The sequence below is a fragment of the Nocardia concava NBRC 100430 genome (assembly GCF_000308815.1).
GTDB lineage: Bacteria > Actinomycetota > Actinomycetes > Mycobacteriales > Mycobacteriaceae > Nocardia > Nocardia concava.
The window spans coordinates 23,106-38,809 of the sequence record NZ_BAFX01000191.1; the positions used below are offsets into that span (position 1 = coordinate 23,106).

The 15,704-nt window shown below is 67.6% G+C and carries 15 protein-coding genes; 4 read left to right on the plus strand and 11 right to left on the minus strand.

Features of this window, described 5'->3' with window-relative positions; all coding sequences use genetic code 11:
• The first annotated feature begins 30 nt into the window (after nucleotides 1-30).
• Entirely contained in the window at nucleotides 31-696 is a 666-nt protein-coding gene (locus tag ON43_RS44150) for a hypothetical protein (RefSeq protein ID WP_051179809.1), read from the plus strand.
• Here the strand turns inward: ON43_RS44150 and ON43_RS37335 are convergent.
• The 4 genes from ON43_RS37335 to ON43_RS37350 all read right to left on the minus strand — a co-directional run bounded on the left by ON43_RS37335 (nucleotide 608) and on the right by ON43_RS37350 (nucleotide 3,417).
• Complete coding sequence (locus ON43_RS37335) at nucleotides 608-1,861, minus strand: Cmx/CmrA family chloramphenicol efflux MFS transporter (protein ID WP_083914106.1); 1,254 nt, start codon at nucleotides 1,859-1,861, stop codon at nucleotides 608-610. The two genes, ON43_RS44150 and ON43_RS37335, sit on opposite strands and share 89 nt — an antisense overlap.
• Before the next feature lie 240 nt (nucleotides 1,862-2,101).
• Nucleotides 2,102-2,491: a RidA family protein gene (locus ON43_RS37340; protein WP_040815379.1), complete on the minus strand. Its 390-nt coding sequence runs from the start codon at nucleotides 2,489-2,491 to the stop codon at nucleotides 2,102-2,104.
• 30 nt (nucleotides 2,492-2,521) lie between these two features.
• Complete coding sequence (locus tag ON43_RS37345; protein ID WP_040815380.1) at nucleotides 2,522-2,935, minus strand: hypothetical protein; 414 nt, start codon at nucleotides 2,933-2,935, stop codon at nucleotides 2,522-2,524.
• A complete protein-coding gene (locus ON43_RS37350) occupies nucleotides 2,932-3,417 on the minus strand; it encodes a hypothetical protein (protein WP_157514344.1) in 486 nt (161 codons plus the stop codon). The genes ON43_RS37345 and ON43_RS37350 overlap by 4 nt, the downstream gene beginning before the upstream one ends.
• 130 nt (nucleotides 3,418-3,547) lie before the next feature.
• On the opposite strand from ON43_RS37350, the gene ON43_RS37355 reads away from it, so the two are divergent.
• Both ON43_RS37355 and ON43_RS37360 read left to right on the plus strand, forming a co-directional pair.
• Nucleotides 3,548-4,000, plus strand: coding sequence for an SRPBCC family protein (locus tag ON43_RS37355; RefSeq protein WP_373283526.1), 453 nt, complete (start codon nucleotides 3,548-3,550; stop codon nucleotides 3,998-4,000).
• Nucleotides 4,001-4,126: 126 nt separating this feature from the next.
• Nucleotides 4,127-5,434 carry an ABC1 kinase family protein gene (locus ON43_RS37360; protein ID WP_051179811.1) on the plus strand — a complete coding sequence of 436 codons (1,308 nt, stop codon included), beginning with the start codon at nucleotides 4,127-4,129 and terminating at the stop codon, nucleotides 5,432-5,434.
• Here ON43_RS37360 and ON43_RS37365 read toward each other — a convergent pair.
• From ON43_RS37365 to ON43_RS37390, 6 genes are all read right to left on the minus strand, one after another.
• A complete protein-coding gene (locus ON43_RS37365) occupies nucleotides 5,416-6,966 on the minus strand; it encodes a flavin-containing monooxygenase (protein ID WP_040815384.1) in 1,551 nt (516 codons plus the stop codon). The two genes, ON43_RS37360 and ON43_RS37365, sit on opposite strands and share 19 nt — an antisense overlap.
• Before the next feature lie 14 nt (nucleotides 6,967-6,980).
• Complete coding sequence (locus tag ON43_RS43105; RefSeq protein WP_051179812.1) at nucleotides 6,981-9,584, minus strand: SDR family NAD(P)-dependent oxidoreductase; 2,604 nt, start codon at nucleotides 9,582-9,584, stop codon at nucleotides 6,981-6,983.
• Nucleotides 9,585-9,614: 30 nt separating this feature from the next.
• Nucleotides 9,615-11,171, minus strand: coding sequence for a flavin-containing monooxygenase (locus ON43_RS37375; RefSeq protein ID WP_245568936.1), 1,557 nt, complete (start codon nucleotides 11,169-11,171; stop codon nucleotides 9,615-9,617).
• A gap of 123 nt (nucleotides 11,172-11,294) precedes the next feature.
• Nucleotides 11,295-12,686: an ABC1 kinase family protein gene (locus tag ON43_RS37380; protein ID WP_245568938.1), complete on the minus strand. Its 1,392-nt coding sequence runs from the start codon at nucleotides 12,684-12,686 to the stop codon at nucleotides 11,295-11,297.
• Between the two features lie 211 nt (nucleotides 12,687-12,897).
• Entirely contained in the window at nucleotides 12,898-13,704 is an 807-nt protein-coding gene (locus ON43_RS37385) for an amino acid-binding protein (protein WP_086008107.1), read from the minus strand.
• A gap of 173 nt (nucleotides 13,705-13,877) precedes the next feature.
• The gene (locus ON43_RS37390; RefSeq protein WP_040815397.1) at nucleotides 13,878-14,219 is read right to left on the minus strand and encodes a TfoX/Sxy family protein; all 342 of its coding nucleotides are present in this window, start codon (nucleotides 14,217-14,219) and stop codon (nucleotides 13,878-13,880) included.
• Between the two features lie 121 nt (nucleotides 14,220-14,340).
• Between ON43_RS37390 and ON43_RS37395 the strand changes: the two genes are divergently transcribed.
• Complete coding sequence (locus tag ON43_RS37395; protein ID WP_040815385.1) at nucleotides 14,341-15,429, plus strand: carboxylate-amine ligase; 1,089 nt, start codon at nucleotides 14,341-14,343, stop codon at nucleotides 15,427-15,429.
• 6 nt (nucleotides 15,430-15,435) lie between these two features.
• Here the strand turns inward: ON43_RS37395 and ON43_RS37400 are convergent.
• Nucleotides 15,436-15,704: LppU/SCO3897 family protein (locus ON43_RS37400; protein ID WP_040815386.1), on the minus strand; the 269-nt coding region annotated here is incomplete at its 5' end.

Consider the following 15,704-nt stretch of genomic DNA (forward strand, 5'->3'; position numbering starts at 1 on the left):
CATGTCGGTCACCCGGGTTAGGGTCGCCCCGTGGACGTGCGAGTAATCCCGGGTCGGCTGATCGAGGCGCCGTCCGCCGACGTGACCGGCATGGACCGGCGCGCCTTCGGCGAATTCATCGGCCCCGGAGGCGAGCTGGCCTCCTACGCGCTCGGCTGGACGACCGGTGCCGATCCGCACGTGGCACGCATCAGCATCGGAATCGGCGCGGGGAATCCCGGCGGCGCGACCATCCACGCGGTGGTCTTCAACCACGAGGATGCCCACGCCTTCTCACTCATCGACGACCCCTTCGAGCAGGTACCCCAGGGCGGCCCCGACCTGACCCGGGACCAGGCCCTCGCCCATGAGGATCTCCCGTTCATGTGGTGGGTCGCCGACCACGTGATGCAGCGCGACCCGCGAGCCTGGTGGATGCGCCACTGGCTGTTGGGCACCCGCTGCATCCAGACCCCGGAGGTCTTCGAGCAGCAGGAGCCGATCCTGTACGTCAGCAACGACGCTGACGATGACCTGTGGCAGCTGATCGGCCCGACCGACGCGGGCGGTGAGGGCCGGATCGGCCACCTGCATCACGCGATCGACGAAGATCCCACACTCATGGACGTCATGAACCTCGAACCGGGTGCTTACGCGACCCGCGAGTCCGTGGGCGGTCCATGGACCCGAACCGAGCCGAAGACGGCTGCCGACTAGATGTATCGGGCCCTGAAGGGCGCAGCCCCACCGCGGCGACACATACCGCCGCGGTGGTGAAAGCGGCGCCGCACCAGAACGCGGTGGCAGGGTGATCGGTATGGTCGACGGCCAGACCGGCGGCGACTGGACCGAGTACGGCGCCGACGTTGAACGCCGTGGTTGCCAATGCGCCGGCGATGTGGGGAGCGACCGGTGTGGCGGTTTGCACGATCGTCGCGATCAGCGTGGAACCGACACCGAACGCGACCGCGCCCGACACCGCCGACATGGCCAGCAGTGCGATGAGCGCGTGCGTGGTCACGGCGGCCAGTAGCCATACTCCGGTGAGTACCACTGTTCCGGCGAGGATGATCCGTCGCCGGTGACGGTCGCTGTAGCGACCCGTGATCATCACTCCGGCAAACGAACCGACCCCGAATAGGGCCAGTACCAACGGAACCCACCGATCACCACCGGGGATGGCGGTCGTGATGGCGCCCAGATAGGTGAACCCGGCGAAGGTTGCCGCGTTGACCAGGATCCCTGCCACGACGGAGATCAGGACCGGCCGCTGCCGCAGCACCAGCCATTCGCGCCGCATCGACCGTGCCTGGCCGGCTGGCGCATCACCGTCTTGCGCGTCAGCGCCGAGCATCATCCACACCGGAACGAGCGCTGCCGCACTGAGGATGGCGACGGCCCAGAACGCCGAACGCCAACCCCACATCTGGCCCAGCAGCGTGCCCGCGGGTACACCGGCGATGCAGGCCACCGTCACCCCGGAAACCACCACCGAGGTGGCGCGCCCGAGGACCGCCGGGCCGACCAGCCTCGGCAACGCGGCCAGCACGATCGCCAAGAATCCAGCGTTGGCGAGCGCTGCGACCAGACGAGTCACGAGCAGCACCGCGAACCCGGACGTCGCCGCACCGACGACATGCGCGACACAGAACACCGTCAAAAACGCTGTGACCGAATATCTGACGGGCAATCGGCCCGCCGCCATCGCCATCAGCGGTGCCCCCACCACCATGCCGGCCGCGAACAGCGAGGTCAGCAATCCAGCGGTGCCGAGCGACACCCCGACATCCGCCGCGATCCGCTCCAACAATCCCGACACCATGAACTCGGACGTGCCCTGCGCGAAAACCGCAACAGCCAGCACAAATACCACAATGGGCATAGAAGGACTCTCCGGATACAAGGCGCCGCAGCCGTATCCACGGCACCCGAGATGGATTGCGGAATCGAGCGAACCATTCACCCGACCGCAAGAAACGACATCATCCGGCGCTGCGAGATGCCCAAACCACACCGGTCGCAGAGCGATCGGCGGGAACAACACTCACAACGCCGCCCGGCCCACAGGCCGAGCGGCTACCGTCTGGACGCCTCCGGAGAACTCACCCCGCCACTCTAACAACTAAGCAATGACCGCGTCGGCTTCGATCTCGACCAGCAGGGCGGGGTCGATGAGTGCGCTGACCTCGAGCATGCTGGCGGCCGGGCGGATCTCGGCGAACACTTCGCCGTGTGCCTTGCCGACCTCTTCCCACCGGCTGATATCGGTGACGAAGATCCGGGTGCGGACGACGTGCTCGACGCTCGCGCCGACCTCGGCGAGTGCTGCGGCTATGCGCCGCAAGGCTTCCCGAGTCTGCTCACCGATATCGTCGCCGCCGACCGCCCCGCCCTCGGGCGCCGCGGCGGTGGTCCCGGCCACCGAAACCCACTGCCCGACACGCACCGCCCGCGAATAGCCCACGATGGGCTCCCATTCCGCGCCCGAGGAAACCAACTGCCGATCCGTCATACGGCTATTCTGCCGCCACCCGGCGCGCGGTCAGCTGCCGACATAGCGCCTGAGGATGCCCTGGAGCGAGTTGTAGTCGACGACGGTGACCGTGGTGGCAGCGGTTTGCGTGCCGACCTGGGCGGTGACGGTGTAGGTGCCGGGTTTCTGCGGGGTCCAGATGAATTGGTAGCGATCGCAGCAGCCGTCGGCGGGGGTGAAGGTGCCGAGGGGGGTGCCGTCGACGGTGACGGTGACGGGGGAGGTGAAGGCGGTGAGGCGGGAGACCAGGATCGTGCAGGATTCGGTGGTCAGTGCGCAGCCGTAGCCGTCGGGGGTCGAGCTGTGGGTGGTGACGACGAAATCGACGGTGGCCTCGGCAGTTCCGGAGGTCAGCGGGATCGCTGCGGACAGCAGTGTCGTGGCGATCGCAGCCCGGCGCAGGGACTTTCGCATGGTGTTCACAGTGGATCCCCCATGCAGCCGTACGACCCGGAGCTGGAACCCGCCTGGCAGAGGACGCTGCTCACATAGCTCTCGACTCGCTTCAGCATCGCCTCCGGTGAGTTGTTGGAGATGATCACCACCGAGATCGACTGCGACTGGCCGCCCTGCTGTGCCGTCACGGTGTGCGTACCCGCGGTCTGGGGCGTCCAGACGGTGACGAGCTTTCCTGGAGCATCGGTGCCCGGGCTGGTCACGGGCGCGCCCGTGACCAGTGCGGCTCCATCGACACTGATCGTCACCGGGGTGGACATGTCGAACACGTACGCGGTGAGTTGGCACGTCTGTGTCGTCGCCTTGCAGGCGAGCAGGTCCGGTCCCCCGCCCACCCAGAGGGTGACAGGTCCCGAGGCGGCCGTGGCCGTTCCGGCCGATAGCGGGATCGCGGCCGCCGCCAATGCTGTCCCGATCGCGGCGTACCGACCGGTCTTCGTGGTGCTCATGGCCGAGAAGTATTTGTGAATCACCATTGTTCCACAAGGGCTTTCGGGGACCCCGGTTTTCGGGGGTCGCGGGGCTACCGGCGGTGGCGGGATCGGGGTGCGCGGTGGTTCGATCAGTGTCATGAGCCAAATTGACGAATCTGTGCGAGTGGTGTCGGCCGAGCGGGAGATCGCGGTGGACGCGGCTCGGATCTTCGAGCTGATCGCCGATCCGGCAGCGCAGCCGAGCTGGGACGGGAACGACAATCTGGAGAGTGCCGAGGCGGGGCAGCGGGTTCGCGGGGTGGGCGAGGTGTTCCGGATGACGCTGACCAAGGACGGGATGGTCCGGGAGAATCACGTGGTGGAGTTCGAGGAGGGGCGGCGCATCGCGTGGCTACCCTCGGAGGTGGGGAAGCGGCCGCCGGGTCATCTGTGGCGGTGGGAGCTGGAGCCGTTGGGGGAGAACCGGACCCGGGTCATCCACACCTACGACTGGACCAACCTGGACGATGAGAAGCGGATGGTGCGGGCGCGGGCCACTACCTCGGAGAAGCTGATGGCTTCGGTGGATCGGCTTGCGGCACTGGCCGAGAAGGAGTGACCCGGGCGTGATCGACCCCGCCCGCCAAAACTCCTACACTGTCTGGGACGCGGGAGTCGTGGGCGGGGGCGCTCGGTAGGAAGGAACGGCAACGTGGCCGGACTCAGAAGAAAAGGCATCGCCCGGATGGCGAGGGTGGCGAGCATTCCCGCGACCCTGATGGCACAGCGGGTGGCCGCCACCGGGAAGAGCCTGCTGGCCGGCGCCGAGCGCGGATCGATCACCGACGAGATGCTCGACAATGCCGCCGAGCAGGTGTTCGCCGTGCTGGGCGAACTCAAGGGCGGCGCAATGAAACTCGGGCAGGCGCTGAGCGTCGCCGAGGCCGGGGTGCCGCCGCGCTTCGCCGATCATTTCCGGGACGCGCTGACCCGGTTGCAGCAGGAGGCCCCGCCCATGCCGGCGGCGGAGACCCACCGCATGCTGGATCTGCAACTGGGCACCGGCTGGCGCAAACGGTTCGCGCATTTCGAGGAGCAGCCGATCGCCGCCGCGAGCATCGGGCAGGTGCACAAGGCGGTGTGGCACGACGGCCGCGAGGTGGCGGTCAAGGTGCAGTATCCCGAGGCCGAGGAGTCGCTGCGCGCGGATCTGAAGATGCTGCAAATGGTTTCGGGCGCGTTCAACACCCTGATGGCGGGAACGAATGCCCGCCAGCTCATCGAGGAATTCCTGGCCCGCACCGAGGACGAGCTGGACTATCGCATCGAGGCCGCCTATCAGCGCCGCTTCGCCAAGGAATTCGCGGGCGATCCGCAGTTCTTCGTGCCGCGCGTGGTGGCCGCCGCCCCGAAGGTCATGGTGACCGAGTGGATGGACGGAATCCCGTTGTCCCGCATCATCGCCCACGGCAGCCGCGCCGAACGCAATCGGGCCGGATTGCTGCTGGCCGAATTCGCCCTGAGCTCACCGAGCCGCGTCGGCTGCCTGCACAGCGATCCGCATCCCGGCAATTTCCAGCTGCGCCCCGACAACCGGCTGGGCGTCATCGATTTCGGCGCCTGCACCGAAACCCCGCGTGGCATTCCGCGTGCCGTCGGCAGGCTGGCCCGCTGCGCGCTCGCCGGGGACTATGAACGCCTCGAGGCGGTCATGCGCGAGGAAGGCTTCGTGAAGCCGGGCGCGCCCATCGAAATGGCACCCCTGCGAAACCGCATCGATCCGGTGATCGCGCGCATCGACGGCCGCAGCTTCCACTTCACCCGCGAATTCCTGCAGGAGGAGGTGGCCCGGTCACTGGACCCGGAGAACATCTCCCTAACCAATGCCCGCGCCGTGAAGGCTCCCGCCGATCAGCCCGAATACGCCATGCTCACCCGCGTTTTCGCCGGCATCGTCGGCATCTGCGCCCAGCTCGACGCCGAGGGCCCATTCCTCGAGCTGGTCGAGAAATGGGTCCCCGAGTTCGGCGGCTCTCAGGAAGCGGCTTCCTGAAGCTCGCGCACCGACGCGGTGGAGAACCGGTAGTCATCGAGCGGGAAGTGCCGGTTCTCCCAATACATTTCGAGCTGGGTCGAGGGACGGAAGGCCGCGCCGTCGCCCTGGTAGTTGATGTAATAGGTGTTCGAGGTGACGCAGCCCTGGGTGAACAGGTGAGTCTTCTTGGCTCGCTTGTCCATCCGCGCGAAGTACCGATCGTGCGGCTCCTGGCGTACTTCCACCCGGGTCGCGCCCCGGCGGCGAGCTTCCTTGATCACGCGGGCCGCGTGCGCCGAGGTCGATTCGATCAGCGGGATGTAAGAGCCGGGCGCGTAGGCGTAGGGCCCGACGATCAGGAAGGCGTTCGGGAATTTCGGAACCGAGACGCCCTGATACGCCTGGAATCGATTGGTATCCCAGAACTCGCCCAGCTCCAGCCCGTCGCGACCGTAGATCGGGTAGGGCGGCGTGTAGCCCTTCTCCATGACCTTGAATCCGGTGGCGCACAGCACCATATCGAAATCCCGCTCGTGCCCGTCGGCGCTCACGATGCCCGTGGCCGTGAAATGCTCGATGGCATCGGTCACCAGATACACATGCGGTTGCGTGAACGTCTTGAAGTAGTTGTTGGAGATGGATGGCCGCTTGCAGCCGAAGCGATAGTCCGGCGTCAGTTTGCGGCGCAACTCCCGGTCGCGGACCTGGCTGAAGAGATATGCCTTCATGGCGGTTTCGGCCACGGCCATTCCCGCAGACGTGACGCGCGGATAGTTCGAGATGGCCAGCCCGGCCCCCAATCCAGCGTTGACGCCCACATTCCCCACCAGCCGGATGGTGTGCTGCAGCGGCGCGAAACTCAGCACGGCATTCGCCGCCGCACCCATCCGGAAGTCCGGTTTCGGCCCGATCCAGATGGCCCGCCGCTGATAGACCGTCAGCTGTGAAACCTGTTTGGCCAGTTCGGGAATCACCTGCAACGCCGTCGCACCGGTCCCGATCACCGCCACCCGCTTGCCTCGATAGTCGTAGTCGTGATCCCACCGGGAACTGTGCATGATCTTGCCGGTGTACTTGTCGATCCCGGGGATATCCGGATTGTGCGGCTGCTCGAGCCCGCCGACCGCGCCGATCACATAGCGCGCGGTGAGCTCGGTTCCGTCCTCGAGTTCGATCCGCCACAGATCGTGCTCCTCGTCGAAAACACCCTTGACCGCACCGGCCCCCAGCCGCAACTTCTCCCGCAGCCCCTGCTTGTCCACCACCTCCTCGGCATACCGCTGCAATTCCTCGCCGGGCGCGAAGAACCGCGACCACCGCGAGCGCGGCTGGAACGAGAAGTTGTACACCGGCGACGGGATATCCACCGCCACACCGGGATACGTATTGGCCAGCCAGGTCCCGCCGACCTTCGGCCACTTGTCGATGATCACGAAGTTCTCGACCCCGGCCCGGCGCAGCGCGACCCCCGCGCCGATCCCGCCGAGTCCGGCGCCGACGATCAACACCTCGTAGGTAGGTAAGGGCTGAGAACCATTGGTGGAGCTCATGACTGGTACCTCGTTCAGGATCGATCGGATTGGCGGGCGGAGGAGTTTTGTAGGGCGGAAGCGTTCGCCTCCGCGATGACCTCCGGAAGTTGCTGCCGCCGCAGCTTTCCCGCCGTCGTGCGCGGCAACTCGGGCACGAACACGATGTCGCGCGGCACCTTGTAATTGGCCAGCGTCGTCTTGATATGCCGCTGCAGCGCCCGCGCGGTGGTGCGCGACCCGGATTTCAACACCACGGCCGCCGCCAGCCGCTGCCCGAAATCCTCATCGGGCACGCCGATGGCCCCCGCGTCGGCGACCGCCGGATGCGCCAGCAGCGCCTCCTCGACCTCCTGCGGGAAGACGTTCTCGCCGCCGGAGACGATCATGTCGTCGGAACGGCCGTCGATATACAGCCGGCCCTCGGCATCGAAATGCCCGAGATCGCCGGAGTCCATATGCTTTCCGACCATCTCCTTGGTGCGGCCGTCGCTGTAGCCGTGGAACATGCTCGGGTTCTTGTTGACGATGCGGCCGGTGACTCCGGCGGGCAGCTCGCGGCCGTCGCGATCGACGATGCGGATGTCCACGACCCCGGCCGGCGGCCGCCCCACGGTGCCGGGCGCGGACCGCAGATCCGCGGGCGTGGCGATGGTCCCGGCTCCGGTCTCGGTGGAGGCGTAGCCGTTGAACAGCACGTCCCCGAACTCGTCCATGAAAGCCGTTGCCAGCCACGGCGGCAGGGGAGCGGCCCCGCACACCACCATCTGCAGGCTGTCGAGGTGATAGCCGCGCCGATCCCGGGGCGGCAGATCCATGATGCGCTTGAGCATGGTCGGCACCAGGCACACGATGTGCACGCTGTGCCGCTCGATATCGGCGAGCACGGTTTCGGCGTCGAAGCGCTCGTGCACCAGCGCCGTGGACCCGAGCAGGAACGCCGCGGCCACCGCCAGGAACCCGTAGGTGTGATGCAGCGGCGGCGCGATGACCACGGGCCGACCCAGCCGCGGAATCGGCCGCACCCTGGCCAGATCCTCGAGCGCCAGTACCATGCGCGGGTTCAGCCCGGCCAGCATCGGCCCGGCCGCACCCAACCCCAGCTGTCGCGGCGCGCCCTTCGGAACCCCGGTGGTGCCGCCGGTGAGCAGAATGATCGACCCACCCGAAGCAGGCTCCCGCACCGGCGGCCCGCCCGCGGCCACCAATTCCGCCACCGTCGGCAGCCCGCCCGCCGCGCCCCGGACCACCACACGATGGCCGCGGTACCCGGATTTCTCTATCTCCGTGTGGAATTCGCCGTCGTAGAACAGCACTTCCACGCGTTCCCGGTCGAGCACCTCACCGATCTGCGGCCCCGCGAACCCGTAGTTCAACGGCACCACATCCGCCGACAGCCGCGCGGCCGCATAGGCCGCCAGCACGAATCCGCGATGATTGCGGCACAGCACCCCGACCCGCTGCCCGCGCCGCACCTCCCAGCGCGCCCGCAATGCTGCCGCCAGCCGCTGCACCTGCCGGTCGAGATCGGCGGCGGTGATCGAACCGTCGTCATCGATCATGGCGGGCCGATCCGGAAACCGCGCCGCGAAACTCGACAGCGTCGTCGCCAGCCCGACTCCGCCACGTAATGCCCAGGCCAGCTGTGGGATTCGGGTGGGCGGCACCAAACCCAGTGCCCCGCTGGCCGGAAACCAGCCCGCCACCGTCACCGCGTCATCGAGCAGGTTGGCGGTGCGCTCCACCCGCCCGACCGGCCCGGCCCAGTCGACGGGCCGGTTGTTCCAATTCCCGGCCTTCGCATACAGGGTCAGCATCCGTTGCGCCGCACGGGAATTGTCCAGCGTGTAGGAGATCGGCGCACCCGCCCGCTCCCACCACGGCCGTATCGCCAAAGGCCGGTCCACGATCGCCCGGCACACCATGCCCGCCGCCTCCTCGGTCGACATGCTCGGGGTGTACCGGTAGATCCGATACGGCCCCAGCATCTCCGACCGCACCAGCTGCAGGTGCACGGAGGTGACGGTGATGCCGTCGGCCCGCAATTCCGGTGCGGCACCGCGTATCCAGGCATTGAACGCCGACTTGGAGGCGATATACGCGGTCCAGCCGACACTCGGCCCGTGCACACCGGCCGTGCTGATATTGACGATGTGCCCGCGCCGCCGCGCCCGCATGGACGGCAGCAGGCTCAGCACCAGCCGCACCGGACCCAGATAGTTGATCCGCGCGGTGTCGTCGAAATTGTCCCAACGGTCCAGCGAATCCGAGAGCCAGCGGCGAATGGACTTGCCCGCATTGTTGACGAAGACATCCACGTGCCCGTGGTCGGCCAGGACCTGTTTGATCAGCGCGGCGCAGGCGTCGGGATCGGAGAGATCCGCCGGATAGGGACGCACGGAGCCGGGGAATTCCGCTGTCTCGGCCTGTAATTCGTCCAGCAGCGCCGTCCGCCGGGCCACCGCGAGCACGGTCGCGCCATTGGCGGCCAGCCGGCGCGCGGTGGCCCGCCCGACGCCGGAGGACGCCCCGGTCACCAATATCACCTTGTCCCGCACGGCGGGCTCCAGGCGGCGGTCGCTGATTCCGTAGCCGGCCGCGCCCAGCGCGATCCGGACCGATTTCGGCAGTTCGATCATGGGCTCGAAAATCCTTGTCGAGCAGTAGGGTCAGGCGGACAACCGGTCGAATTCGTAATCCGAGAACGGGAAGCGGTGATGCGCGCGCCGCGCCGAGAAGAATCCCGTCGGCCGGATATAGGTGCTGTCACCCTGCGAATTCCGGTAATACGTCGGCACGTGCGCGTTCAATTCGGCCAGGTAATAGCGCATGGCCTCGCCGTGCCGGTAGATGCGGCGATGGTAGGCGTCGTGAATATCCTGGCGAATCGCCACGAAGGTCGCCCCGCGCCGCCGCGCCTCCGAAATCGCCCGCACCGCATGGTCGGCCGTCATCTCCACGAAGGCGTGCCAGCCGCTGCCCGACCACGAATACGGGCCGACGAGCATCCACCGATTGGGCAGACCGGGCAGGGATACGCTCTCGTAGGCCTGCAATCCGTGCTCGGCGTAGTACTTGCCCAGATCGAGGCCGTCGCGGCCGACCACCATGCCGGGTGTGTAGGTCTCCGGATCGGAGAAGACGTGATAGCCGGTGGCCAGCACGATCATGTCGAATTCGCGCTCGACGCCGTCTGCGGTGCGAATGCCGTGCGCTGTGAACCGCTCGATCGGTGTGGTCACCAGATCGACATTGGGCCGATTGAACGCCAGCAGATATCCGGTATTCGCCGTCGGCCGCTTGGCGATCGGCCCGTAGTCGGGGGTGAGCCCCTCGCGAATCTCCGGATCGCGCACCATGAGTCGCAGCATCCCGCGATAACCGCGAATCGCCGCGCCGTCGATGGCCCGCATGGTGGGCCGGACCAGCGTCATGGGCGCGTTCGACATGGTGCGCAGCGCGGCGTCGACCACCACCAGCGCCGCGCCGTGCACGCCCGCCTGTACTCCCGGAACCCGTAGCGCCAATCGCACCGCCCGCGGAATCCGCGGATTGGGTTTGGGGACACACCACACCGGCGTGCGCTGATACACCGCCAGACTGCCCACCGTGCCCGCGATCGACGGCGTGATCTGCACCGAACTCGCACCCGTGCCGATGATCGCGACCCGCTTACCGGCCAGGTCGTAGCTGTCGTCCCAATCCGAGGGCCGCTGAATCTTGCCCTGGTACTCAGCGAGTCCCGGAATTCCGGGATCCACCTTCGGGCTGATGAACGCACCCACCGCGCTGATCACGAACCGTGCGGTCGTCTCCCCGCCGTCCTCGAGCCGCAGCCTCCAGCAGTGCCGCTCCTCGTCCCACTCCTCGCCGGCCACCGCGGTCCCGAACCGGATGTGCGGATACAGCCCGAAGCGCCGCGCCACCGCCATGTGATACCGCTTCACCTCGTCCCCGGCCGCGAACAGCCTGCTCCAGTTGGGATTTCGCGCGAAGGAGTACTGATAGGCCAGCGACGGAATATCGACTTCCAGCCCCGGGTAATGGTTTTCGTGCCAGCTGCCGCCCACCTCGTCGGCCCGCTCCAGAATGACGAAATCGCGCACCCCGGCCCGCTTCAGCTTGACCCCCGCCGCAATGCCCCCGGGCCCCGCCCCGATCACGGCGACCTCGTGGTCCGGAGCCGAAAGCTTCGCTGCCGATATGTCTTTGGATGCAGTGGTCACGACGATGGACCTTCCGGGCAGACTCCGGCGCTGCGCTGCGCCTGTCCCACCAGAGTAGTTCTGTCTGGGACAGTGATCAAGGCCCGTGTGGCACGGATGATCTCGTGGCCCGGCGGGAGTGGGTCAGCCCGCGGCGAACCCCGAGGCAGGGGCCCCGGCCCGGCGCAGCCGCACCGCGTTCAGATCCGTCGGCTGCCCGGTGCGCAATCGGTAGCGTTCCATGACCATTCGGAACTCCGGCGACCACCGCAGCACCTCATCGCGCATCGGCCCCGTCGTGCCCAGCTGGGCGACCGTGCCGAACAGCGTGGTCAGCCCCCGCTGGAACGGCATGAGATAGGCGGGCACGCCGAGCTGCCGATAGGCATTGCTGAGCTTGGGGCTCATAGCGTCCAGCGTGCGCCCGCGCAGCCAGGGGATGTCCACGTGGAAGGTGTCGTGGCGCAGGATCTCGGTGAACGGTCGCAGCTTCTCCGCCAGGCCCGCGCTGTCGAGACCGCGCTTGCCGTCGATGAATCCGTGCCGGCGCGCGAAGGCGTCCAGCTCGGCCGGGCCGCCATTGAGCAGCGCATCGGCCAGATCGTGCACCAGCGTCGGGAACTGTGCCGGGGGCCAGACCGGGCACGCGCCGAAGTCGACCACGCCCAGCCGACCGTCCGGCAGCACCCGGAAATTGCCCGGATGCGGATCGCCGTAGAGCAGTCCGGAACGCGGCGCGGAGGACCAGAAGAACCGAATCGCCAGCATCCCGAGCCGGTCGCGCTCGGCCGGCGCTCCCACGGTGATCAAGCGCGACAAGGGAATACCGTCCAGCCATTCGCTGACGATCACATCTCCGCGCTGCGCCAGCACCCGCGGCACCCGGAAATCCGGATCGTCGGCGTACGCCTCGGCGAAGCGGCGCTGGTTCTGCGCCTCGGCCTCGAAATCCAGCTCGGCACGCAGGCATTCGGCCAGCTCGTCCACGATCGCCGGACCGTCGGCATGCGGTGCGAAGACCGGTGCCAGCCAGGCCAATCCGCGCAGCTGCCGCAGATCGCTGTCGATGGCCGCCCGCGCGCCGGGATACATCACCTTCACCGCCACCACCCGGCCGTCGTGCCAGATCGCGCGATGCACCTGACCGATGGTGGCCGAGGCCGCCCGTCGGTCGTCGAAGTCGCGGAAGTTCGCGCGCCAGTCCGGGCCGAAGGACTCGGCGAGCACCGCGTGCACCGAGCGCGGCAGCATCGGCGGCGCGGCATCCTGCAGGCGGCTCAACGCGATTCGATACGGCTCGGCCAGCTCCTGCGGCAGTGCCAGCTCGTAGATGCCCAGGATCTGACCCAGCTTGGCGGCGCAGCCCTTCAATTCGCCCAGCACCTCGGCCATATGCTCGGCGGTGCGCAGCTGGATCTCCCGATCCACCTCGTCGGCCGGGCGACCAATGGCCTTCTTGCTGGCCCCGGCCACCTGCCGACCGGCGAAGGCCAGCGGCACCGCCGCCAGCTTCGCGCCGCGAATCGTCTTGCGCACGGGCGGATTCGCCCCCGTGTCCACGTCCCCCCGCCGAGCACCGCCGCGCCGAAAACTCATCGATCAACCAACCCCTTGTGCGCGCGATCCGACCGAAATGCGCATCAGGGAGTCTGCCACGAAGTGAAACTACGCGGTACGGAAAACTGTACGTATCGGTACCGCATCTCGAATATTGGGATACGGGAGATGAATTCGGAGATTCGGTCGGTCACGGCCGATGCGAGGCGACCAGGGCCAGATCGGTGAGCCGATGCGCGCGGGCGATCTCGGCGGGCGTGAACGGCTCCCCGGTGCGCAGGAAGGTCAGCGCGGGAGTCCCGCCGGGCGGGTCGATCTCGAGCAGCGTGCCGCCGGGTGTGCGGCCGGGATCGGGATCCGGGACGTATTGCGCGCCGAGCAGTTCCGCGATCACCAGCGGCAGCTCGGCCGGATCCGCGGCGACCCGCGCGGCCAGGCCCAGCGCGCGAGTCTGGCCGTCCACCAGGGTCAGCGCCGAGGCGGGCCAGATGCCGACCGCGACACCGCCCGCGCGGGAGATGGCGTGGGTCAGGCGCGGTGGGGTGACCTCGGCGGGCGTGGACACCACCAGCTCGTCGAGCACGCCGTTCTCCAGATGATGCACGTGCACGGCGAGAATGTTCGCGCGCCGATCGGCCAGATGCTTGGCGAGCAGTTCCAGGCGGCCGGGCTTGTTGTCCAGGCGCACCCGGATGCGCCACAGTCGCTCGGCGCTGTCCAGGCGGCTGCGGTGATGCAGTTCCGGGCCATGTAGCCAGCGGGCGAGATACCGCATGGCGCCGGGTTCGACGACCCAGATGACGAGAATCGTGGCGGCCACGGCCAGGATCGAGACCGTTGCCAGATAGGGCAGTTCGAGGTGGATGACCAAGGCGTGCAGGGCCAGTTCGACGGGGAGGATGGCGGCGAGTTTGGCCAGGGCCATCCGGGTTCGTTTGGGGTGGGGCAGACGACCGCACACTTCGCATGCCAGCGCATGTATCTCGGTTTGCCTCATGTTCACCACAGTGCGTGACCGGTGTTTCGACGCTGTGGTGTGGTGTAAAGAAGGGATGACAGTACGCAAGAAACCCGTTGCGGCACCGGGCATTCAGTGAAGCGAGCCACAGCCGTGGCGAGCCTGTGCCCCGGCGCACACCGATTTGCCCGTTGTTCGATGAGTAGCGGCCGTCACTTCTTCTTCGGCGGGAGCGACTTGGCGTAGTCCACCCCGCGCCGCACCCACTCGTCGAGCACATCGTCATCGGCGACGGTCTCGGTGGTGACGCGTAGCCACCCGTGCGCCTCGCGCCCGCCCATCACCATGGTCTCGACCGACCCCTTGCTCAGCAGCCCCGCCGAGGTTGCCGGATCCGTCCGCACCAGCAGCCCGCCCTGCCCGCTGGCCGCGACCGCCATATTGCCGCCGATCATGAACGCCAGCCCGCCGAACATCTTCTTCTCGACCGCCTCGGCCAGATCCGGCCCGAGGGCGTCCCGAATCCGATCGGCCAGTTTCTCGTCGTATGCCATATCGGCATTGTGAGCCATACCACCGACAGATCCGGGTGCTGCCGCGGGTGGAAAGACCCGCACGGGTAGAAAGACCTTTCTGACAGGTGTCGAGCGGTCCCGTATGAGGTACACCTAGACAGTGGAAGCCCCGCCGACCGTGGGTGTCGAAGAGGAGTTTCTCCTCGTGGATCCGCGCACCGGAGCGCCGGTCAGCAGAAATGCCGACGTCGTGCGCACGGCCGCGGATTTCGGCATGGACCTGCAATTGGAGATCATGCGGTGCCAGGTCGAGACCAATACTCACGTGCACACGAATACCGCCGATCTATTGCGGGAATTGCGGGAATTGCGGCGCGGAGCCGCGGCGTCCGCGGAAAAGCACGACGCCGTGCTGCTGGCCGCGGCCGTGCCACCGTACGTCCCCGACGAGCTGTCGATCACCGCCGCCCCGCGCTATCACCGGATCGCCGAGAACTTCGGCCGGTTGGCGCGTGAGCAGGGGTTGTGCGGCTGTCACGTCCACGTCGCCGTGCCGGACCGGGCCGCCGCCCTGCGGGTGAGCAACTTCCTGCGGCCGTGGCTGCCGCTGCTGCTGGCGCTGACCGCCAACTCGGCCATCTACCGCGGTGGCGAAACCGGTTATGCCAGTTGGCGAAACATCCTGTGGCGGCGCTGGCCCAGTGCCGGACCGCCACCGCACTTCGACTCGGTGGCCGACTTCGAGGTGGCCGTGGAGTCCATGCTGTCGCTGGGGGTCATCCTCGACCGCAAGATGGTCTACTGGGATGTGCGGCCCTCCACCACCTTTCCCACCGTGGAGGTGCGCGTCAGCGATGTCCCCGCCACCGTCGAGGAGACCGCGCTGCTGGCCAGCCTGGTGCGCGCCTGCGCGATGACCGCGAGCACCACCGATTCCGTGCCCTTCGTCGCGGAAGCCACACTGCGCGCGGCGTATTGGAAGGCGGCGCACGAGGGTATCGACGGGGATGCCATCGATCCGGTGGACGGCAGCACCGTCCCGGTCGAGGACCTGCTGACCCGGCTGATCGAACGGGTGCGGCCGGCGCTGGAACGCCTGGGGGACTTCGATTTCGTCTCCGACGGCCTGGCCGCGCAACTGGTGCGCGGCAACGGGGCGCGGCGTCAGCTCACCGCGTTCCGCGCCCGCGGGGACCTGGGCGATGTGGTGGACGAGCTCGCGGAGGCCACGCTGTACAGCTGCCGGTAGGCGAATTCATTTGGTCTGCAAGCAGAGTGCGAAGTCCTCGATCTCCGGGCCGCCCATGATGCTGGTCTTGTGCGTGATGATCACATCGGTCGCCGGGTACTGCGAATCGCACTGGGTGTCGGCCATCGGACCCGTCGGCTTACCCAGAACCGTTGCCTGCGCACGCGAGTCGTCGCATGGCACCACCTCGAGCTTCGGGTGGTCGTCCTTGGAGATATCGCCGTTCTTGTCCCATACGCAGTCGCCGACCTTGGCGGCCTTGGCATCGCGGGTGG